Here is a 23288-nt window from a genome sequence, read left to right as displayed (position 1 = left end):
TTTCACGCATCCTTCCTGAACATGCTGAGCATTCGATAGGTCACCAGGAACCCGCCGAACACGTTGATCGAGGCGATGGCCGCCGAAATCACGGCCAGCACCGTTACCAGCGTATTGGCCGAGCCGATCTGTAAGAGCGAACCGATGAGGATGATGCCGGAAATGGCATTCGTCTGGCTCATCAGCGGCGTGTGCAGCGAGTGCGTGACGTTGGAAACCACGTAATAACCCACGAAAATCGCGAGGATGAAAATAGAGAACGTCATCAACAGCTTCGAGTCGGCGAAGGCCAACGCGATGGCGAGCAGAATGGCCGCAATGGCCATGAGCACAGTGTTGCGCTTGCTCTTTTGCGCCTTGATGGCTTCTTCCTTGGCCTTTGCCTCCTGTTGTCGAGCCTTCTTTTCCTCGGGCGTCAGTTGCTTGGCTGTATCATCAGCTTTGGCTGCCGCAGAGACCGAGACCTTTGGCGGTGGCCAGAGGATCTCGCTTTCTCGGGTCACGGTCATGCCGCGCTGCACCTCGTCGTCAAGGTCGAGCGTGAGCGTGCCGTCCTTCTTGGGGGTCAAGAGCTTCATCAGATTGACCACGTTGGTGCCGTAAAGCTGCGAAGTCTGCTGCGGCATACGGCTGGCGAGGTCGGTGTAGCCGATGATGGTCACGCCGCCCTCGGTGGTGATCTTCTTGCCGGGCTGCGTCAGCTCGCAGTCGCCGCCGCCGCTGGCCGCAAGGTCGACGATAACCGAACCGGGCTTCATCCCGGCGACTGCATCTTTGGTGAGGGTCAGCACACCCGCGCCACGCACCAGCGCAGTGGTGATGACGATATCGGCGTTGGCGGCTTCCTTGGTATACAAGGCCAGCGTCGCCTTCTCCTGATCGTCGCTCAACGCCTTGGCGTAACCGGTGTCGGACTTCTCCTGCTGCGCGCCTTCGGCACGCACGAAAGTGGCGCCAAGGGACTCGATCTGTTCGGCGGCTTCAGGGCGCACGTCGAAGGCGCGGACCTCGGCCCCCATCGAAGCGGCCGCACCGATGGCCGCGAGACCTGCCACGCCTCCGCCAATCACGAAGACCTTGGCTGGAGCCGTTTTGCCCGCTGCGGTGACCTGTCCGGCGAACATGCCGCCGTAGGATTGTGCGGCCTCGATTACCGCGCGATAGCCGGAGACGTTCGACATAGTGGAAAGCACGTCAAGCGACTGCGCTCGTGAGATTCGCGGCACGGCATCAAGTGCCAGGGCCGTGATGTTGCGATGCGCCAAGGTGTCGAGCAGCTTGGCGTTGCTGTGCGGCGCAAGACGGGAAACCAACATGGCACCTGACTTCATCCCGGAGATCTCATCAGGCGTAGGGGTGTCGACGGTGACGACGATGTCGGCTTTCCAGACATCCGCGGTCTGGCCAATCGTTGCGCCTGCCTCTTGGTATTCATGGTCGGAGAAGTTTGCCTCTTCTCCCGCTCCGCTTTCTATAGTGACATCGTAACCGAGCTTTTTCAACTGGCCGACGGTTTTCGGCGTCGCCGCAACCAGCCTTTCGCCCGGTGATGTCTCTTTGGGTATTCCGATAATCACGATTGCTCCTTTCTTTGGGACTGTGACATTCATACATCACGATTATTGCTATGCAACGTCCATGTTGCCGCGACTATCCCATCTTTGGGTTCTTTTATCTCTTATTATAGTCAATAATTATGCATTGTTAGCAAAATCGGATATTTTACGTACGGTCGATTATGCGAGAAAATTCGATATGATCCATATCGGTTTTAGGAATATTGGCCGCCACGTTTGGAGGATGGCGCACCGCGGTCTGTATGTTGATGCGCTCTGAAAGTTTGTCCGTCATCGACACGGGCCTTGTTCCGTGCTGCGGCCTTTTCGGCGCGGGCAATCATGGCTTTTGTGATGCCATGCGGCAAACCGTCGCCTTTCTTTGCACGTTTCTTCATATTTTTGCGATATTCGATGCTCATTGTGTTCTCCTTTGAACGTATGGATGAATTTGTTGTCGGCTCTGTTATTCAAGGTTAGATTGCTGATCCGCAGAGGCGTTAAGCGTAGAGCCCTGTGGGCTCTACGCAGCCGATGTGAGCGCGCCGACGCGTGCGAAGGCTCAGTCCAATTTGGAATTACTCCAAATTGGACTGAGTACCAGCCGTCGCCGCCGTCGACTGCTGTTCGGCCTCGGCGCTCTCGAGCTTTGCTCGCACGTCGTTCAGAAGGCTTTGCGCACGTTTGGCCAACGCCTCACCGATTTCCCACTGGTGCATCGATTGGTCGAGATTAAGGCCGCCAGCCTCCAACGCCTGCACGGCTTTGATGAGGTTGTCGCGCGCCTCTTCGTACGGCATCTTGGCGATTTGGTCTCGTTCCTTGTCGGTGAGACTTGAGGCGGGGGCGGCGGTCTTGCCGTCCTTGTCGTCTTTGGTCTTGTTGTCCTGTGCATCATTGGTTGTTGCTGCCATTATGAGTCCTTTACTTATCGATGGGTGTTATTCAATTGTCGTTGTGTCTAAAAGTCGGATGCCGTTGCCGGTAATCGATATGAGATTGCCGGCTATCATGTTTTCTATTCCGGGTTGACGGTTTTGGCTTCGGTTACCACCTCGCCGTGCTTCAGGGTCAAGGTCAATACATCGCCGGGGAGACCATTGTTGCATCGTCGAGCACATGCCCGTTGGCCGCCTGCACCACCGCATACCCGCGATCGAGCGTCGATTGCGGGCTCAGGGCGCTCAAACTGGCATGGAGCTTTTCGATCGTGAGGCTTGCATCGTCCACGAGCCGTGTCAAGCCCAGTTGCATCCGCTGCTTTGATTCGTCGAGGAAGCGCTGGTGCGGTTCGAGCATCGTTTGCGGATGTGTGAGGCTGGGACGGTTTGCATAGCCTTCGATGACACGGATTTCGTTGTCGATGCGGGACCGGACGCGCATGTTCATCTGCGCACGCGCGTTGGCGATGAGCTGCCACTGTTCGCGTACGTCAGGCACCACTTTCTTGGCGGCGTCGGTGGGAGTCGAGGCTCGCAGATCGCTGGCCAGGTCGATGAGTGTCCAATCGTCTTCGTGGCCGACAGCCGAAATGATGGGGGTCTCGCAGGCCGCGGTGGCCCGTACCACGCCTTCGTCGGAGAAGCCGATGAGGTCTTCGAAGCTGCCGCCGCCGCGGGCGACGATGATGACGTCGACCTCGGGATCCGCATCGAGTTTCTGAATGGCTGCGATGACTTCCGGCGGACATTGCACGCCCTGGACGTGCGAATGAACGACTTTGAACTTCACGGCCGGCCAGCGCAGGTTGACATTGGTGATCACGTCGCCTTCGGCTCGGGCCTGCGGGGCGCAGATGAGTCCGATGCATTTCGGGAATTCCGGCAGCTCGACCTTGTTTTCCTGATCGAACAGCCCCTCGCCCTTGAGCTTTTTGCGTAGCTCGTCGATTTGCGTCTTGAGGTCGCCGGCGCCGATGCGTCGGATGTCGTCGGCGACGAAGCTCAGGCGGGTGGCTTTGACCCACACGTCCGGCTTGCCGTGGATGACTACGCGGTCGCCTTGATGGAAGCCCGAGGCCATGGCCACGAAGTTGCGGAAGCCCATCACCGAAATCGAGATGTCCTCGAAATTGTCGCGCAGGGTGATGTAGCCGGAGCTGGCGCGACGCATGTTGATCTCGACGATTTGTCCCTCGATCCACGAACCGGGCCAGCGGTGTACGGCGTCGTGGTATTTCTGGCTGACCACGCTGACCGGCCACGGGTTCTCGGGCGTGGTGTCGCGCGCCAGCCGTGGCAGCTCGCCGGGACGTCTCAGCCCTTGCTGGGTTGTCAGTCCCGGATCTGCGCCCGGACCCGCATTTTGGTTGGGTGCCGTGTACCCATATCTCGTATTGAATGCCATGATTCCACAATCCTCTTGATGAAGGACAAGGATGGCCATCTTGAGATGAATTTCAAGGTTCTTGATTCAAGGGTGGACAAATTTTCGAGGCTTTCGCCAGACATCCTGATAAAAAAATAAATGTGAAAATTTTGAACTATGAATTTCCGCACTATTCCGCCGTTATTACTAAATCTGGGGGAGAAACGCCGATTGAATCCCTAGATATAGTATTTGGGGCGTCCTATAGTGATGGAAGACACAGAAAGTTACACGCGTGTGATTTCATCCATGTGATTTGTGCGATTCTGTATCGGAGTTTTGTCAGATGTAAAGGAAGGGTAAGTTGATGCAGGCTCAGGTTCTGGATGCGCCCACAAAGTCAACCACGGCGACAAAGGCCGTGTTGGTCGAAAAGCGTGACGGGCGAATTGTCGATTTTGACACGGTGAACATCATCGCCGCTGTGAAGTCGGCCTTTAAGGATCTCAACAAAGAGGTTGGTCCTGAAGAAGAACAGATGATTCGTGATCTCGCCAATGGTATTGAAGGCGAAGTCAAGGAGCGTTACAGCGGCCCGGCCAAGATTGAGGATATCCAGAATCTTGTGGAGCACGGACTTGTTGAAAATCATTTGTATGATGTTGCTCGTAACTATACGAACTATCGTCTCAACAGGGACATCGACCGCGCCAAGGCCACCGATATCAACGCCGCCGTCGATCGTCTGGTCAACAAGGACGAGACGCTGGTGCGCGAGAACGCCAACAAGGATTCCAACGTCTACGCCACGCAGCGTGATCTGCTGGCCGGCGCCGTCTCCAAGGCCTCGGCTTTCTCCATGCTTCCCAAGCGCGTCTCCAACGCACATATGAAGGGCGACATCCACTTCCACGACGCCGATTACTCGCCGTTCACCGCCGAGACCAACTGCTCGCTGCCGAACTTCGCCGATATGCTGCACAACGGTTTCGAGCTGGGCAACGCGATGATGGACACCCCGAAGTCCATCGGCACCGCGGCCACGCAGATCACGCAGATCATCAAGGACATCGCGGGCGACCAGTACGGCGGCCAGACCGTCAATCGCGCCGACGAGATGCTCGACGAGTACGCTCGCAAGGATTACAAGAAGTTCCTCGATCAGGCGCACACCATGATTCCGGATTCCATGCCGGAGGATGTGGCCCAGCAGATCGTCGACGGGCTGAAGGCCAACGAGCCCAAGACCCTGCACTTCGACGCCGATCGCAAGCCGATCCCACAGGACACTCCCTTCCACGCCGATGCGCCGAAGCTCGAGCAAATCCGCGAGATCTACGCCAAGATCATGACCCGTAAGGCCATCTACGACGCCATGCAGACCATGGAATACCAGATCAACTCCAACCGCGTCTCCAACGGCCAGACCCCGTTCGTCACCGTCGGCTTCGGCCTCGGCACTTCGTGGTTCTCCCGCGAGATCACCCGCTGCATCTTCCTGGTGCGCATCCTCGGCCTCGGCCGCGACCACCACACCGCGATCTTCCCGAAGCTCACCTACGCGGTCAAGCATGGCATCAACTCCGAGCCTAGCGACCCGAACTACGACCTGAAGCAGCTCGCGCTCGAGTGCTCCACCAAGCGCATGTACCCCGACATCCTCTTCTATGAGAACCTCGTCAAGATCACCGGTTCCTTCAAGGCGCCGATGGGCTGCCGTTCGTTCCTGCCCAGGTGGACCAATCCCGACACCGGCAAGGACGAGGAGGAAGGCCGTCTGAACCTCGGTGTGGTCACCGTCAACATTCCGCGTATCGCGCTTGAATCGCGCGGCGACAAGGACCGCTTCTGGAAGATCTTCGACGAACGTATGGATGTCGCCCACGAAGCTCTGCAGTTCCGTATCATGCGCTGCAAGCAGGCCAAGCCGATCAACGCGCCGACGCTCTATCGTTACGGTGCTTTCGGCCGTTTGAATGCCAACGACAACGTCGATCAGCTCTTCAACCGCGACCGCGCCACCGTCTCGCTGGGCTATATCGGCCTTTATGAGGCGACCAGCGTCTTCTACGGCAAGGACTGGATGCAGGATCACAGCTGGGATGCGGAAGGCAAGGAATTCGCGCTTTCGATTGTCAAGAAGATGAACGCGCTGTGCGCCAAGTGGGCCAAGGAAGAGGGCTATCACTATTCGCTCTATTCCACGCCTGCCGAGTCGTTGACCGACCGCTTCAACCGCATGGATCGTGAGAAGTTCGGCCGTGTGCCGGGCGTGACCGACCACGACTTCTATACCAATTCGTTCCACTATCCGGTCTGGCTGTCGCCAACCCCGATGGAGAAGCTCGACTACGAGAAGGACTTCCCGTACTATGCTTCGGGCGGGTTCATCAACTACTGCGAGTTCCCGACTCTGCAGACCAACCCGAAGGCGCTCGAGGCCGTGTGGGATTACGCCCACAACATCGGCATCGGCTACCTCGGCACCAACACCCCGATCGACCACTGCTACGTCTGCGGTTTCGAGGGCGACTTCGAGCCGACCGAGGAGGGCTTCAAGTGCCCTGAGTGCGGCAACTGTGACCCCGACAAGTGCAACGTCACCAAGCGTACCTGCGGCTACCTCGGCAACCCGGTGCAGCGCCCGATGGTGCACGGCCGTCACGAGGAGATCACGCACCGCGCCAAGCACATGAGCGGCGAGACCGGCCATGTCGTGCTGAAGGACGGCACCGAGCGCGAATGGTACGAAGAGGCCAAGTAGTTCGGTAGTTCGGTAAAAGCACAAAGGCAAAGGCGGTTCATCGTTTGGTGTGCCGCTTTTACTTTTGTCTTAAAACAATCGGCGATCGGCGCTGAACTTAACCCGAGGTATTGTCCCGGATGATGGTTGGATTGTGCGTCAATGCAACTGAACGGCGGTGGGGTGCTTGTAGCGATATTCCAAAATAATATCGTCATAACCCCTGTCATAGCCCGTATAAGTAATGATTGATTCGTATAAGTAATGATTGATTCGTATAAGTAATGATTGATTTTTTGATGAGAGAGAAAACCACCTCTTGGGTTTGAGATGGATTGTTCTATTTGAGAGAGGAACAATATGGGAAAACTGGCAGGCGGCAAGCTGCATGATTTCGCCGCGGACGAAACGGGTCGCGGGCCGTGGATTCCCACGGTCTACGCCAATAATCCGAAGGCGGGGCAGTGGACGAGCGAGAAGCTGAGCCACGATATGATCGCCGACTACAAGCCGCTGGTGATGACCGATGGCGAGGGTATCCGTTGTTCTGTATACGTTTCTGGTTGCCCGTTCCACTGCGTCGAATGCTTCAACGAATCCATATGGGATTTTCAGGCCGGCCATCCCTACACGCAAGGCTTCGAGGACAAGGTCATCAAGGATCTGGGCAATGACGTCGTCCAAGGCATCACGTTTCTCGGCGGCGAGCCACTGCTCAATACTGGCGTGCTGCTGAAACTCTCCAAACGCATCCGCAAGGAATTCGGCCATGATAAGGATGTCTGGTGCTGGACCGGTTATACGTGGGAGGAGCTCATGCGATCCGGCGAAAGCGACGACAAACTCGCGCTGCTGAATTATGTCGATATTCTGGTGGACGGGCGATATATGAAGGATCACCACGATTCGCTCCTGCAGTTCCGTGGTTCCAGCAACCAGCGCATTATCGACGTGCCGGCTTCGCTGCGTGCGCACGATGAGAACGGTTCGACGGCGCCCGTTATCTGGCCGAAACTGCATGACCAGCACCGCTTCATCCCCGAGGTCTACGGCAAGGACCGCTCCGCCGGCGAAGGTGCTGCCAGCTAATTGCGACAAAGGGGGTATGCATGAATCATTCCCGTTGTCAAGAGATGTAGGTCACACTAGTTGCTTCTTTTAGCTGAATCGTGATGAGGTATCTGTTCAATGGGTTGTGCGGCGACTAATCTTGCAATGTATGTGTGTGTAAACTCACAGTGTCAGATTACGCAAAACACGGTGAGTTTACGGAAATGGTAAGGATTCAGGCATGGCTGACGTGATGACAACCAAGACAACGGAGCATGAGGTTACGCCCCTGCGGGTCGGGCTCGATATCGGTTCAACTACGGTCAAGGCCGTCGTTCTCGACAAAAGCAGCGACTTGAAGGATGTGCTGTTTGCCGATTATCGGCGTCACAACGCCAATGTGCGCGCCACGGTGGCAGGGTTGCTGCGTGACATCAAGAAACAACTCGAAGAAGAGGGACGCGGCTCGCAGCTGATCAACCTCGCGATCACCGGTTCCGGCGGTCTGGGCCTGGCCGACGATATGAACGTCCCATTCGTCCAGGAGGTCATCGCCGAAACCAAGGCCATTGACCAGGTATACCCGCAAGCCGACGTCATCATCGAGCTTGGCGGCGAGGACGCGAAGATCACGTATCTGAAGCCGACACCTGAACAGCGTATGAACGGTTCCTGCGCGGGCGGCACCGGTGCGTTCATCGATCAGATGGCGACGCTGCTGGACACGGATGCCAGCGGCTTGAACGATATGGCCAAGGACTACAAGATTTTGTACCCGATCGCTTCGCGTTGCGGCGTATTCGCCAAATCCGACCTGCAGCCGCTGATCAACGACGGTGCCGACAAGCCAGACCTTGCTGCTTCCATCTTCTCGGCAGTGGCCACGCAGACCATCGCCGGGCTGGCTTCCGGCCGCCCGATTCACGGCAATGTCGTCTTTCTCGGCGGGCCGCTGTTCTTCCTTTCCGAGCTGCGTGAGGCCTTTGCCCGTGCGCTCGAAGGCAAGGTCGACAAGTTCATCGTCCCCGAAAACGCCCACCTCTATGTCGCCTACGGTTCCGCGCTCATGTGCGGCGACGACAACGAACTGGATGTGGGGCAGCACTTTGAGCCGCGCAGCTGTCAAGAGATTATCGACGACCTCGAGGCGCTGAAGAACAAGCCGGTCGACACCGCCACGATGCCGCCGCTCTTCCCGACCGAAGAGGACCGTCGCAAATTCAACGAACGCCATCATGCCGAACAGGTCAAGGTCGGCACGCTTGAAGGCGCGAAAGGCCCGCATTTCCTTGGTATCGACGCCGGTTCGACCACCATCAAGGCGACGCTGATCAACGACGACCGTGAAATCGTGTGGTCGTCTTACGGCACCAACGACGGCAGCCCGCTCGACGCGGCCGTGGAAATCGTACGCAAGATTGAGAACGAACTGCCGGCCGAGGCGTGGATCGCGCGCAGTTGCGCCACCGGCTATGGCGAAGGGCTGATCACCACTGGTCTGCACTTGGACGAGGGTGTGGTGGAGACCATGGCGCACTATCGTGGCGCCGAAATGGTGAGCCCCGGTGTCACCGCCGTCATCGACATCGGCGGGCAGGACATGAAGTACCTTGCCATCGCCGACGGCGTCATCGATTCGATCTCTGTCAACGAGGCCTGCTCGTCCGGCTGCGGTTCGTTCCTGCAGACCTTTGCGTATTCCATGGGTCTGACCATCGAGGAATTCACGCAGGCCGCGCTGAATTCCGACCACCCGGTCGACTTGGGCTCGCGTTGCACCGTGTTCATGAACTCGTCGGTCAAGCAGGCGCAGAAGGAAGGCGCCACCGTCGAGAACATCGCGGCGGGCCTGTGCTATTCCGTGGTGCGCAATGCGCTCTACAAGGTCATCAAGCTGCGTGATTCCGGCCAGCTCGGCGACACCATCGAGGTGCAGGGCGGCACGTTCCTCAACGACGCGGTGCTACGCGCCTTCGAACTGCTGACCGGCAAAGAGGTCACGAGGCCCAATATCGCCGGCCTGATGGGTGCGTTCGGCGCGGCGCTGACCGCCCGCATGCACTATGAGGATGCCCACGATCTTGACGAGAGTGCGGAGCATACCAAGTCGGCCATCGTCGAGGGCGACGAGCTCGATCATCTGTCGATGACCTCCGAGCGTGACGTGTGCAAGCGCTGCCAGAACCGTTGCAAGCTCACCATCACGACCTTCCAGGACGGCTCGCGCTACGTCACCGGCAACCGCTGCGAACGCGGTGCCGACGCGAAGGCCGAGCGCAGCGACCGCCCGAACCTCTACGACTACAAGTACAAGCGCGTCTTCGCCTATCGCAGGCTCACCGATAAGAAGGCCTACCGCGGCGAAATCGGCATCCCTCGTGCGCTCAACATGTACGAGAACTACCCGTTCTGGTTCACGTTGCTGACCAACCTCGGCTTCAAGGTCCGGCTTTCCGGTCGTTCCAGCCACGAGCTCTTCCAGTCCGGCATCGAATCCATCGCCTCGGAGAACATCTGCTACCCGGCCAAGATGGTGCACGGCCATATCAAGTGGCTGCTGGACCGCGGGGTCAAGACGATTTTCTACCCGTGCGTCTCCTACGAGGAGAACCTGGTCGAAGGTGACACCGACAACCATTACAACTGCCCGATCGTCGCCAACTACCCGGTCGTCATCGAAGCCAACATGACCGAGCTGCGCGAGCCCGGCATCCGCTATATGCGCCCGTACTTCAACCTCGCCGACCATGAGTTGATGGTCGACCGCATCGTCGAGGAATTCGCGTGGACCAATGTCACCCGCGAAGAGGCCGAGAAGGCCGTCAAGGCCGCATATGCCGAAGACAAGATCTTCAAGCACGACGTGCAGCAGGAAGGCCTGCGCGCGCTCGCCTATATGAAGGAACACAACTGCCGCGGCATCGTGCTCGCCGGACGCCCTTACCATATCGACCCCGAAATCAACCATGGCATCCCCGAGACCATCTGCTCGCTGGGCATGGTGGTGCTTTCGGAGGATTCCATCTGCGAGCTGCAGCCGGGCCAGAACCTGCACTTGAGTGAGTTCTTGAGCGAAGGCGAGAAAGACCCGCGCGCCAAGGACGAAGGCGGGTTCCGCGAAGTCGGCGACCGCAAGGTCATCAACATGCCGTTGCGTGTGGCCAACCAGTGGGCCTATCATTCCAGGCTGTATGCGGCGGCGAATTTCGTCGCGTCCTACCCGGGGCTCGAACTCGTGCAGCTCAACTCCTTCGGTTGCGGCATCGACGCCATCACCACCGACCAGGTCAGCGAGATTTTGGCCGACAAGGCCGACGTCTACACGTTGCTCAAGATTGACGAGGTCAGCAACTTGGGCGCGGCGAAGATTCGTCTGCGCTCGCTCAAGGCGGCCATCGAGGAGCGCGAGGCCAACAAGGCCAAGCTCGCCAAGGCCCCGTCCAAGCCTGAGCTCGAAACGAAGGCCGACGGCAAGACCGACGAAGAAACGGCCAAACAAGCTGCCGAAGCGAAGGCTCGCGAAGCTGCCGCCGCCAAGCGCGAGGCCGAACTGAAGGATGCCGAGAGCAAGCTTGAAAAGGCCAAGGCGCAATTGGCCGCGGCCCAGGCTGCCGTCGATGCGGCGGCGAACAAGGCCGAGACCGCCAAGCAGAACGTCGAAGCGACGATAGCAGAGGATTCGTCTGTTTCTGCCGATTCCGCCGAGGGCCCCGAGGATTCCGATAATATGGAAGTCCCTGCCGCTCGTCAGGGCGAATTCCGCAAAACCGGTTCCAAGGCTCCGACCCCGGGTCGTCAGGTCTTGCTCGACAGCGTGATGAAGGCGAATCCGAAGCTCACCGAATCGATGAAAGAGGCTTCGCGCCGCGCCAATGGCAAGAGCGTTGCCGACGGTGGCGCGAAAACCGGCAGCGTGAACGCCACTGCGACCTCCGGCAAATCCGCCAACGGCAAGAAAAAGAAGCGCAGCAAGGGCACGCTGTCCGCATACGCCCACAAGGTGCGTTTCCAGAAGGACATGCGACGCGACTACACCATCGTCGCCCCGCAGATGAGCCCGGTGCATATGAGCCTGGTCGAGGCGGTGATCCGTTCCGGCGGCTACAAATTCGACGTGCTCAAGATGGCCGATCAGCAGGATGTGGAGACCGGTCTCAAATACGTCAACAACGACGCCTGTTACCCGGCCATCATGGTCGTGGGGCAATTGGTCGATTCGATCATCAAGGGCAAGTACGATCCGAACAAGGTCTGCCTGGCGATCACCCAGACCGGCGGCATGTGCCGCGCCACCAACTACTACGGCCTGATTCGCAAGGCCTTGGTCGATGCGGGTTATCCGCAGGTGCCGGTTATCGCACTGTCCACCCAAGGTATCGAGGACAATCCCGGTTTCAAGGCGACCCCGACGCTGCTGTGGCGGGCGATCAAGGCGTTGGTCATCGGCGACCTCTTAATGAAGTGCCATTACCGCGTGCGCCCATACGAAAAGGTCAAAGGCAGCGCCAACCAGCTCTACGAGATGTGGGACACGATCGTGCGCGAGACCATCGAACACCATGGCCATTCCGCGACCGCGAAGCGGAAGATCGGCAAGGGCTATCTGCCCTATCAGACGCTCTTGAACGAGATTGTCAAGAGCTTCGACGCCCTGCCGTTGCGCAATATCCCGCGCAAGCCGCGTGTCGGCGTGGTTGGCGAGATCTTGGTGAAGTACCATCCCGATGCCAACAACCACCTGGTCGATCAGATCGAGGAACAGGGCTGCGAGGCCGTGGTGCCCGGCATCATGGAGTTCATGACCACCCGCCCCTACATCACCGACTGGAACGAACACAACACCGGCATGGGCGGCAACAAGAAAGTTTATGCGCTGATGCGTTGGGGCCTCGACCGCATCCTGAACCCGGTGCGCCGCGCCATCGACCTTGCGCACGGCAAGTTCATCCAGGACACCCCGATGCCGGAATTGGTGAAGCTCGCCTCCACCGTCACCTCGATCGGCGTGCAGGCCGGCGAGGGCTGGCTGTTGACCGGCGAGATTCTTGAGCTTATCAGGTCCGGCTGCCCGAATGTCGTGTGCGCCCAGCCGTTCGCCTGCCTGCCCAACCACGTCACCGGACGCGGCATGTTCGGCAAGATTCGCAGGTTGCATCCCGAAGCCAATATCGTCTCCATCGACTACGACCCGGGCGCCTCCGCGGCCAACCAGCTGAACCGTATCAAGCTGATGATCGCCGCCGCCAAGAAGGCCGATCAGAAACTGGCCAAGGTCGACTGAGCCTGAGCCCTTGTCAGCCGTTGACGGTTCTGGCATAAGGGAAATGCGCTATATGCGACGCTTGGAATCCGAGAGTGTCGCCTATAGCGCATTTTTGTAACGTTTTGCGATAAAGGTGACGCTTAAAGTGGGTGAGTGTCGTGTTTATCGCAGTTGCGTGTGGGTTTGCGTTAGGCGCGTTGCTGAGGATGGTTGGGCATCGCGCCTAGCGCATGATTCGTACGGTTACCACTCACCACTCGGCACGCCAGTACTGCGGTGCAGCAGGATTGTCCTCGCACGGGACGCCAAGTCGGGCGGCGGCCATCGCAGGCCAGTGCGGATTGCGCATCGCGGCGCGTCCGATCGAGACGGCATCGACCTGGCCGGTGCGCAGCATCGTCTCGGCCTGCTCAGGGCTGGAAATACCGCCGACCACGCTGACCACGGCGTCGGTGTCGGCCAAGGCGCGTTTGATTTGTGCGCCCAACACTGCATGGAATCCGGGGCCGGAAGGCTGCAGCGGTGTGCTGACCAAACCGCCGGAAGACACGTCGACCCAGTTGATGCCGTGGTTCTTGACCAGATCGCGCATCAGGCGCGAGGTGACGTCGACATCAAGCCCGCCGGCGACCCAATCGGTGGCGGAGATGCGGATGCCCAGCGGCTTGGAATCAGGCCATGCGGCACGCACCGCGTCCACGACTTCGCGGGTCAGCCGGAACCGGTTCTCCTCGGTGCCGCCGTATTTGTCGTCGCGGGTATTGGTCAACGGCGAAAGCGACTGATGCAGCAGATAGCCGTGTGCGGCATGGATTTGGATGACGTCGTAGCCGGCGGCGTCGGCACGCCGTGCGGCAGCCGCGAAATCCGAGACGATCTGCTCGATGCCGTCTTTGCTCAGTTTCGTCGTTGGCCGATAGCCCTTGGCGATGGACTGGTCGGTCATGCCGACCGTCTGCCATCCGCCGTCTTCAAGAGGTGCGGAACCGCCGTGCGTGCCGGGAAGCCAAGGTTTGCCGGAAGCGCGTCCGCCTGCGTGGTTGAGCTGCACCGCCGCAGCCGCGCCTTGTGAGTGGATGAAGGAGACCAGACGCCGGTGTGCGGCTTCCTGCGTCTCGTTGTACATTCCGAGGTCTCGCGGTGAAATCCGGCCGGCCGCATTGACCCCTGTCGATTCGATGGTCAGCAGCCCGAACCCGCCGGCGGCGACGGCACCGTAATGTTGCAGATGCCAGTCGGTGGCCACCCCGTCCTGACGGTCGACGGCATACTGGCACATGGGGGAGAGGATGGTGCGGTTGCGCAGCGCAAACCCCGTCCCGTCCGGTGTGGGAAGGGTCAGCGGCGAAAACAAGGTGCTGCGGTTGTCTGTGGTCATGGCGGGCTCCTTGGTTGCGAGGGTTCAGATATCTTTATTCTAGGTGGTTGCCGGTCCCGCAGCGTTTTGGGCTCACCGCAATCTGATTTCAATTGAGCCGTTGCTGTGCGATAGCCGTATTCGCGGCACGGTTGTTTTCATAACCGATAATCGTCGACTGTATGGAACGTCTTCTCCGTGCGTGACTTGCGCTTCTCCTATACTGGAAACCATGTCAAAAGCCAAACAGCGTCGAATTCGCAAGTCTCCCGAAGAACGTAGAGAGGAAATCACGCAAGCCGCTGCCAAGCTCATCAGCACCAACGGATTCAATGGTATTTCGCTCAAGGACGTCGCCGATGAGGTCGGCATGAGCCAGCCAGGTCTTTTGCATTACGTTGGCAACAAAGACGGTCTGCTCTCACCCTTGATCACCGATATCTATGACACGACGGGCACGCCGGATGATTTCCTGGAGTCCGGCTTGCCGGGCAGTGACCCCGAAGGCCCGTTTTTCCCTGCATACCTGCGATTTTTGGTACGGCACAATGCCGGCAGAAAAATGATGGTGCAGCTTTATATGGTTTTGGAAACAGAATCGTTCAATCCCTCGCACCCTCTTCACCAGTACTTCGTCGAACGTCCCGAGTCGGTGTGGGGCTATTATTCGCAATTCGATTGGGCCCTGCCTGCGGAATTTCGTCCGTGGGGCGATAAGATGCGACCGGTGGTCCGCAGATGTATCGAGGCCATGGACGGCATCCAGCTGCGATGGCTGCGTGACCCTCCGATCGATCTTTACGACGAATGGCTGGCGTTCGAAAAGGTCATTTTCCCGGATGGGGTGTGGGACCATTATCGGTGATTCAGTGGGATTGATATGGCGTGCGGATGATGCTGGCGCAATCTGTGAAATATATATTAGATAAATATGTTAAAAATTGTCGGTAAAATGAATTTTAAAGGTTTTAGTACATTTTATCGAATGGATACAAGTTATAACAGACTCCATATTTTGTGGATGATCGGTTGAAAATAAGCATTCTGCAATTATGTATCGCAAGAACTGTTGCATTGTTTTAGAGAATAACTGTATAAAAAGAGGAAAAATAGAAGCCAAAATGAATAAAGTTATTAGTTATCTGATTTGACAAAAGAAATTCCGCTCACTATTATTTCGTTTATCTAATAAACGATAGATAAATTGAAATCCATCGTTATTGGGTAGATCATTGGTGATAGTGAAAGAAGTGGGTCAATGAGTGATTCCATAGTCGCCAGCAAAGCCGATCGCCTTGCTAGGCATAATGCCGCGATAGAGGCGGCGGAAAAAGATCCAGCCTTAAGCCCCGAAACCGGTCAGAAGGTTCCCAAGAAGAAACTCGTGCGATTCGGTGCCGGATTCTTCATGTTTGGCGTTTTCTGGATGACGGGACTCGGCATCGTCTCGATCGTCCTGTTGCCGGAACACTACAAACAGGTGATCGGCATCCGTCCTGATGTTCTGATCGGTTACGTCAATGCCTGCACCGCCGTGGCCTCTTTGGTCGCCAATCTCGTGTTCGGCACGTTCTCCGACCGTTCCCGTTCTCGTTTCGGTCGCCGTACTCCCTTTATTCTCCTTGGTGGCGTGCTCGGCGGTGTGATGCTCTTCCTGACGGGTACCACCAACAACGCAGTGCTGCTCACTGTCTATTACTGCCTGTGCATGTTTGGCTTGAACTGCATGATCGCCCCGATGACGGCGACCATCTCGGACCGTATTCCTTCGGGGGTCCGAGGCACGATGTCCGCGTTCTACGGGGCCGGGTCCACTATCGGTTCGCCCATCGGCTCGCTTATCGGCGCGTTTTTCGTCACCAACCTGATCCCTGGCTTCGCGTTGGCCGGTGTGCTGATGTTCCTTGGCGGCATTGTCGCGGTCGTGCTCATTCCTCGTGAGGAATCGGCCGACTATCTGCCTGCCGCCGACAAGGGCTTCAAGGACGTGATCATGTCCTTCCGTCCGCCGAAGTTCTCGACGGGCCACGATTTCTACAAGGCGTTCGTCGGACGTCTGTGCATGCTTGTCAGCTACCAGATGATCAGCGTCTACCAGATGTATATTGTCGAAAACTATGTCGGGCAGTCGGTCAAGCAGGCTGCGGCCACGATTTCGGTGATCTCGGTGATCACCATGGTTGTCTCTCTGGTCGGCTCCATCGTCGCCGGTCCGTTCTCCGATTTCATCGGCCGCCGCAAGGTCCCGGTCGTTGTGGCCTCGGTGTGCTTCGCCATCGGTATCGCGATGCCATGGATTTTGCCGACCACGACGGGCATGTACCTCTATGCCGCCATCGCCGGATTGGGGTATGGCGTCTACTCCTCGGTCGACCAGGCATTGCTCGTCGATGTGCTGCCGAACAAGGAAGAGGCGGGCAAGGACCTCGGCATTCTGAACCTCGCCACGACGTTGGGGCAGATGTGCGGGCCGCTGATCATGTCGAGCATCGTCGTCGCCGCCGGCTATTCGCTGGCGTTCCCGGTGGCCATCGCGCTGGCGCTGATCGGCTGCGTCTTCATCATGTGGATCAAAGGCGTGAAGTAGAAATTCGACAAGTCGTCGTTGCGACGGCCGGAATCGCCGTCAGTGCTTGACGGATTCGTGATGATTCGGATCCGCCGGGCGCTGACGAATCGTAGGATCAATAGGTTTTCAAAGGAAGGCAGAATCATGACTGCAACATGGATTGCATCAACGCCTGATGCGAAATTAGTGGAGACGACGGTACGCTCCCCGCACGGCGATGGAGCTCAGAAAGAGGCGAACGGCAGCGATACCGGCGGCTTGACACTCACCGGTGAGACGTTCCAGAAAGTGCGCGGCTTCGGCGGCTGCTTCAACGAGCTGGGTTGGCAGGCGCTCACCAAATATACCGACGCCGACACCGCCGAAACGGTGTTCCACGAGCTTTTCGGCCAAGACGAAATGAACTTCCGTTTCAACCGCGCACCCATCGGGGCCAACGATTTCGCCGAAGAATGGTACAGCTACGACGAAACCGACGGCGACTACGACATGAGTCATTTCAGCGTCGAACACGACGACAAGACGTTGGTTCCCTATATCCAACGCGCGCAGAAATACCAGCCGGACATGCAGCTTTTCTCGAGCCCGTGGAGCCCGCCGACGTGGATGAAATTCCCCAAGGCCTATAATTTCGGCCGCATCGTGATGACACCCGAAAACCTCACCGCCTACGCCAAGTATTTCGTGCGCTACGTCCAGGAATACGCCAAGCGCGGCATCAAGGTGACCCAGCTGCATGTGCAGAACGAGGTCTTCGCCGATCAGAAGTTCCCAAGCTGTTTGTGGTCGAGCCACGACCTCAAGGTCTTCATCCGCGATTACCTCGGACCGGCCTTCGAACGCGAGGGCATCGACACCGACATCTTCCTCGGGACGATGAACGGGCCGGAGGACATGTCGTGGACAGGCGGCGGTTACGGCATGAGCCTCAACAACTACAACCGCTTCATCGACGACATCCTCTTCGACGCCAAGGCGCGAGGCTATATCAAGGGCATCGGCTACCAGTGGGCCGGGCAGAACGCCATCGCGCGCACCCACGAATCGTGGCCGGAGCTCGAGCTTGAGCAGACCGAATCCGAATGCGGCACCGGCGACAACTCCTGGGACTACGCCGAATACGTGTTCCACCTGATGAACCACTACTTCCGTGCCGGCGCCACCGCCTACGTCTACTGGAACATGGTCTTGACCGAGATCCTGAGCACGTGGGGATGGAAGCAGAACTCGCTCTACAGCATTGACTCCAAAACCGGCAGCTTGACGCGCAATCCGGAATACTACGTGATGCGCCACTTCTCCAAGTATGTCAAGCCCGGTGCCGTACGGCTCGGCACGAGCGGACGCTTCAATTCGATGGGCATCGCCTTCCGCAATCCCGACGGCTCCATCGCCGTGGTGGTACAGAACGCGCTCGAGCGTCCGATCGATTTCAGTTTCACCGATCCGAGCGATGCAACGCATGCGGTGGCCGCGACTCTGGCCCCGCGCTCGTTCAACACCTTCGTTATCGACTGAAAGTTACGATAACAAGGTGCAATAACCACTGATGCAATTTGCGGGTACGGTCGCTGCCTTTCGTCGACAGAGGCCGTGCCTGCATCCTATTATTTTTATTGCGTATTCAATGAAGACGATACGTAAGGCAAGGATGAACCAATATGATCGAAGCGAACACAACGGCAAAGCTGCCGGACAGGATTCTTTTCGGAGCGGCGTATTACGACGAGTACATGCCGAAAGACCTTGACCGGGTCGAGACGGATATGGAGATGATGCGGCATATCGGCATCAACACCATTCGCATCGCCGAATCGACGTGGAGCACCTGTGAGCCGCAGCCCGGCATCTTCGATTTCTCGCATGTCGATCGCGTGCTCGAGGCCGCACGGAAGCACGGCATTTCGGTTATCGTGGGCACGCCGACCTATGCCGTGCCGACCTGGCTGGTGCGCATGCATCCCGACGTGCTCGCCGTGACTGCCAATGGTCCCGGCAAATACGGTGCCCGCCAGATTATGGATATCGTCAATCCTTCGTACCGTTATTACGCCGAACGGGTCATCAGAAAGCTGATCGCCCACGTCGCCCAGAATCCCGCGGTCATCGGCTATCAGGTCGACAACGAGACGAAATACTATGACTGCGTCTCGCCGGATATGCAGGCGCTTTTCGTGAAGTATCTGCGCAAGCGTTTCGACGACAATCTCGACGATCTCAATGCCGCGTTCGGGCTCGACTACTGGTCGAACCGCATCAACGCCTGGGAGGATTTTCCCGACGTGACCGGTGCCATCAACGAGTCGTTGCGTGCGCAGTTCGACAAGTTCCGTCGCTCGCAAGTGGCGCAATACCTGGCTTGGCAGGCCGATATCGTACGTCAATACGCCCGGAGCGACCAGTTCATCACCCATAATTTCGACTACGAATGGCGCGGCTACTCCTTCGGCGTGCAGCCGGCGGTCGACCATTTCAAGGCGGCCCAGGCGCTCGACGTCGCCGGCGTCGACATCTATCACCCCACCGAAGACGGGCTGACCGGCAAGGAAATCGCGTTCGGCGGCGATATGGCCCGTTCGATCAAAGGCGGGCAGAACTATTTGGTATTGGAAACCGAGGCGCAAGGTCAGCACGGCTGGTTGCCGTATCCCGGCCAGCTTCGCCTTCAGGCCTACAGCCATCTGGCCAGCGGTGCCGACAGCGTGATGTACTGGCATTGGCACTCCATCCACAACTCTTTCGAGACCTACTGGAAAGGCCTGCTGAGCCATGATCTCGAGCCGAACCCGACCTACGAGGAAGCCGGCGTCTTCGGGCGCGAGGTCGCCAGGCCCGAAGTGCAGGACCGGCTCAAGCATTTGCACAAACGCAATCAGGTCGCCATCATGGTCTCCAACGAGGCGTTGACGGCGCTCGATTGGTTCACGCTGGAAACCGGTTTCCCGGCCGGCGGCGGGCTGCGGTATAACGACATCGTCCGAATGTATTACGATGCATTGTTCGAGCTGAACATCGAAGCCGATTTCGTGGCCACGGATGCCGATGTCGAAACGCTGGGCCAGTACCGGCTCGTGGTGACCCCGGCGCTCTATTGCGCCCCGCAGCACACCATCGACACGTTGCGGGCCTATGTCAAGGCGGGCGGCCATTTGCTTTCCTCGCTTCGTTCGTTCGTCGCCAATGACGATGTCACGGTTTGGCACGATCCGGCCCCGCACGGCCTCACCGATGTGTTCGGGATGAGCTACAACCAGTTCACGAGGCCGAACGATGTCGGCGTCACTTTTGCGTCGGAAGGTGGCAACGCTGAAACCGTTGGCGTGAAGGTTCCTGCGAAAGTAGGAACCCGGGGCGACGCCGAGGCGAGGGCGTTGGTTGAATTGCTCAAGCCGAATGACGGCAATACGCAGGTTCTTGCCGGTTACCGACACCCGGCGTGGAAAACCTACGCGGCGGCTACGCGTCATGCCTTCGGCTCTGGTTGGGCGCAATGGGTCGGCACCGTGCTTGATGCCGATGCGACCCGTGCCGTAGTTCACGATGCCGCCGGAGCGGCGGGAGTCAAGACGTTGGGTGCCGACCTTGCCGGTCGCGTTACGGTGCGGGTCGGGGTCGATCGGCTTGGTGAACAGGTCGTTTATTTCTTGAATTACTCGGCCACCTCGGTGTCTTTCGCCTCCCCGATTTCCGGCAAGGTTATCGTGGGCGGTGTCAAGGTCGCTGCCGACGGATCGGCGCTTGAGGACCGCGCGTCCGCTCCGACGCCCAAAACCAGGATCGAAGCCGGAGATGAATTGAGTATTGGTCCTTGGAATCTGGTCGTCGCTGTCTGCGAAGACGGGTCGTACTGATGCCTGTCCGGATATTGATAGGCGCACATTGCGTCGATATTGATGTCCATCGGGCTGATCGAGGCCATGGCTTGACATTCAATAGTCTTGATAACAAACTAAAAAGTCAAAGGTGATAAAAATGAGTACAAATGAACTGCTGCCGTACCAGAACCCGAACCTCAGCGACGGCGAACGCATCTGCGACCTCCTCGGGCGCATGACGCTCGAAGAGAAGGTCGGCCAGATGCTGCAGCTCGACGCCAGGGGCGGCAACCTCAAGCATCTCATCGTCGAGCGTCATGTCGGTTCGATTCTGCACACCCGGCCGTCCGATTTGCCCAAGGCCGCCGAGATGGTACGCAAGAAGACCAGACTCGGCATCCCGCTGGTCATCGGCGATGATTGCATCCACGGTTATTCGTTCTGGGAAGGCGCGACGATCTACCCCGAACAGCTGGGCATGGCCTCCTCCTGGGATCCGGCGAAGGTCGAGAAGATGGCACGCGCCACCGCTGAAGAGGTCTCGGCGACCGGCGTGCACTGGACCTTCTCTCCGGTGCTCTGCATTTCCCGCGATACCCGATGGGGTCGTGTGGGCGAGACCTTCGGCGAAGACCCGACGCTGATCGGCGAGTTCGCCTCGGCCATGGTACGTGGCTATCAGGGTGGTGCCAAAGCGGGCGAACCGCTCTCCCGCGACGCCATCCTGGCCTGTGCCAAGCATTTCGCCGGTTATTCGGAAACGCAGGGCGGGCGCGACGCCAGTGAAGCCGATTTGTCGCATCGCAAACTTGCCTCGTGGTTCCTGCCGCCGTTCGAGCGGGTCGCGCGTGAAGGCGTCGGCACGTTCATGCTCGGCTACGAGTCCATCGAAGGGGTTCCGGTGACTTTCAACCACTGGCTCTTGAGCGACAAGCTTCGCGGCGACTGGGGCTACAAGGGCATGCTGGTCACCGATTGGGATAACGTGGGCCGCTCGGTCTGGGAGCAGAAGGTCAAGCCCGATTTCGTCCATGCCGCGGCCGATGCCGTCAAGGCCGGCAACGATCTGGTGATGACCACACCGCAATTCTACGAAGGCGCGATCGAGGCGGTCAGGTCGGGGCTGCTCGACGAGTCCGCGATTGACGAGGCGGTCTCGAGAATTCTCGCCGTGAAGTTCCGTCTGGGGCTTTTCGAGGACCCTCGTCTGCCTGATCGCCAGCGCATCGACGCGGTTATCGGCAATGACGCACATCGCCAGACGAATCTTGAACTGACGCGCGAATCGGTGGTGCTGCTGCGCAACGGTTCGCAATCCTGGGGTGGTCTCGATGCCGCTGGAAACGTCGGCAGAACAAGGCAATGGAGTATCAGGGGCAATAGACTTGCGAAAGCCGGCAAACCGATACTGCCGCTTGATGGCAAAGCCATTCGACGCATCGCCGTTGTCGGCCCGCTTGCCGATGACGCGCAGACGCAGCTGGGCGACTGGGCCGGCAACTCCGGCCAGGTCTCCTGGATGCCCAAGGGCCAGCCACGGGGCATGATCACAACCGTGGTCGACGGATTGCGCGCCATCGGCAAGGATAACGGTTTCGAAGTCGCTTATGCCAAGGGAGCCGAGGTGGTGGAACTCGTCGATGACCCTGCCGGTCCGACGTTTGCGGACGGTCAGCCCCGTCCGAAGGTCGCGCAATCCGCCCCGGTCGACCACTCTCAGCTCGACGAAGCCGTTGCCGCCGCCAAGACCGCCGATGCCGTGGTCGCCGTCGTTGGCGATGTCATCCCACTGATTGGCGAAGGCCGTTCCACCGCGACGCTCAGGCTGCAGGGCGGTCAGGTGGCGTTGCTTGATGCGCTTTCCAATGTCGCCAAGGCGCAGAACAAGCCGTTCGTTGTCGTCCTGATGAGTTCGAAGCCTCAGGTGTTGCCGGACAGTGCACTGAACGCCGATGCTCTGCTTTGGGCGCCGAGCCCCGGCATGGAAGGCGGACGTGCCATCGCCGAAATCATCATGGGTGTCACTTCGCCGAGCGGCCGTCTGCCGATTACCTTCCCACGCGATACCGGCCAACTGCCTGTATATTACAACCAGATTCGCGGCCAGCACGCCTGGCGTTACGCCGACCTCACCCAGGACCCGGCCTTCGCGTTCGGTGAAGGCTTGGGCTACACCACTTTCACCTATCGCAAGCCGAAGATCGAGGACGGGAATACGCCGTTTACCGTCGATGACACCTTGCAGGTTTCGATAGATGTGACGAATACCGGCAGCTGTGCCGGTACCGAAGTGGTGCAGGCCTATATCGGCGACCTGGTCACTTCGGTCAGCTGGACCGACCGCGAGCTCAAGGCGTTCCGCAGAGTGACGTTGAAGCCGGGGGAGACGAAGAGCGTCACGCTCGACATCCCCGTTTCGGCATGCTCCATCGTCGACGCCGACGCCAACCGCATCGTCGAGCCGGGCGAATTCGAGCTGCTGGTCGGCCATTCCTCCCGTCGTCGCGATCTGAAGCGCACCACATTCACGGTTGAGTGACGATCCGGGCCTGATTGCCCGGGAATGTATGCGAGTCCGCTCGACTTGATTGTCGAATCCCGTCATTTTCGGGCCACTGAGGTGATGCA

The 23288-nt window shown here is 58.6% G+C and carries 12 protein-coding genes and 1 pseudogene; 8 read left to right on the top strand and 5 right to left on the bottom strand.

Annotated features, from left to right (window positions below; translation table 11 throughout):
• Positions 1-2: 2 nt before the first annotated feature.
• The 4 genes and pseudogenes from OZX74_RS07170 to xseA all read right to left on the bottom strand — a co-directional run bounded on the left by OZX74_RS07170 (position 3) and on the right by xseA (position 3833).
• Positions 3-1610 carry a Re/Si-specific NAD(P)(+) transhydrogenase subunit alpha gene (locus OZX74_RS07170; protein WP_348519543.1) on the bottom strand — a complete coding sequence of 536 codons (1608 nt, stop codon included), beginning with the start codon at positions 1608-1610 and terminating at the stop codon, positions 3-5.
• Between the two features lie 161 nt (positions 1611-1771).
• Positions 1772-1978, bottom strand: coding sequence for a hypothetical protein (locus OZX74_RS07165; RefSeq protein WP_277156251.1), 207 nt, complete (start codon positions 1976-1978; stop codon positions 1772-1774).
• A 156-nt stretch (positions 1979-2134) separates the two neighbouring features.
• Complete coding sequence (locus tag OZX74_RS07160; RefSeq protein WP_277156250.1) at positions 2135-2470, bottom strand: exodeoxyribonuclease VII small subunit; 336 nt, start codon at positions 2468-2470, stop codon at positions 2135-2137.
• A gap of 104 nt (positions 2471-2574) precedes the next feature.
• Positions 2575-3833 (bottom strand): annotated as a pseudogene (gene xseA, locus OZX74_RS07155) (exodeoxyribonuclease VII large subunit).
• A gap of 397 nt (positions 3834-4230) precedes the next feature.
• On the opposite strand from xseA, the gene nrdD reads away from it, so the two are divergent.
• The 3 genes from nrdD (at position 4231) to OZX74_RS07140 (ending at position 12937) form a co-directional block, all read left to right on the top strand.
• Positions 4231-6627, top strand: a complete 2397-nt coding sequence (gene nrdD / locus OZX74_RS07150) for an anaerobic ribonucleoside-triphosphate reductase (protein WP_277157459.1) — start codon at positions 4231-4233, stop codon at positions 6625-6627.
• 348 nt (positions 6628-6975) lie between these two features.
• Complete coding sequence (nrdG, locus tag OZX74_RS07145; RefSeq protein ID WP_277157458.1) at positions 6976-7695, top strand: anaerobic ribonucleoside-triphosphate reductase activating protein; 720 nt, start codon at positions 6976-6978, stop codon at positions 7693-7695.
• Positions 7696-7897: 202 nt separating this feature from the next.
• Positions 7898-12937 (top strand): acyl-CoA dehydratase activase-related protein, encoded by a 5040-nt coding sequence (locus OZX74_RS07140; RefSeq protein WP_277156249.1) that lies wholly within the window; start codon positions 7898-7900, stop codon positions 12935-12937.
• A 232-nt stretch (positions 12938-13169) separates the two neighbouring features.
• On the opposite strand, the gene OZX74_RS07135 is transcribed toward OZX74_RS07140, so the two are convergent.
• Positions 13170-14297 (bottom strand): NADH:flavin oxidoreductase/NADH oxidase, encoded by a 1128-nt coding sequence (locus OZX74_RS07135; protein WP_277156248.1) that lies wholly within the window; start codon positions 14295-14297, stop codon positions 13170-13172.
• A 211-nt stretch (positions 14298-14508) separates the two neighbouring features.
• Between OZX74_RS07135 and OZX74_RS07130 the strand changes: the two genes are divergently transcribed.
• The 5 genes from OZX74_RS07130 to OZX74_RS07110 all read left to right on the top strand — a co-directional run bounded on the left by OZX74_RS07130 (position 14509) and on the right by OZX74_RS07110 (position 23199).
• Positions 14509-15141: a TetR/AcrR family transcriptional regulator gene (locus OZX74_RS07130; protein ID WP_277156247.1), complete on the top strand. Its 633-nt coding sequence runs from the start codon at positions 14509-14511 to the stop codon at positions 15139-15141.
• A gap of 393 nt (positions 15142-15534) precedes the next feature.
• Entirely contained in the window at positions 15535-16863 is a 1329-nt protein-coding gene (locus OZX74_RS07125) for an MFS transporter (RefSeq protein ID WP_277156246.1), read from the top strand.
• Between the two features lie 126 nt (positions 16864-16989).
• Positions 16990-18363: a glycoside hydrolase family 30 beta sandwich domain-containing protein gene (locus OZX74_RS07120; protein ID WP_277156245.1), complete on the top strand. Its 1374-nt coding sequence runs from the start codon at positions 16990-16992 to the stop codon at positions 18361-18363.
• A gap of 143 nt (positions 18364-18506) precedes the next feature.
• Entirely contained in the window at positions 18507-20696 is a 2190-nt protein-coding gene (locus OZX74_RS07115) for a beta-galactosidase (RefSeq protein WP_277156244.1), read from the top strand.
• A gap of 121 nt (positions 20697-20817) precedes the next feature.
• On the top strand, positions 20818-23199 hold the full coding sequence (locus OZX74_RS07110) for a glycoside hydrolase family 3 N-terminal domain-containing protein (RefSeq protein ID WP_277156243.1): 2382 nt from the start codon (positions 20818-20820) through the stop codon (positions 23197-23199).
• The last annotated feature ends 89 nt before the right edge of the window (positions 23200-23288 follow it).

The sequence above is a fragment of the Bifidobacterium sp. ESL0798 genome, assembly GCF_029395415.1.
GTDB lineage: Bacteria > Actinomycetota > Actinomycetes > Actinomycetales > Bifidobacteriaceae > Bifidobacterium.
This window is presented reverse-complemented; position numbering and strand designations above follow the sequence as displayed.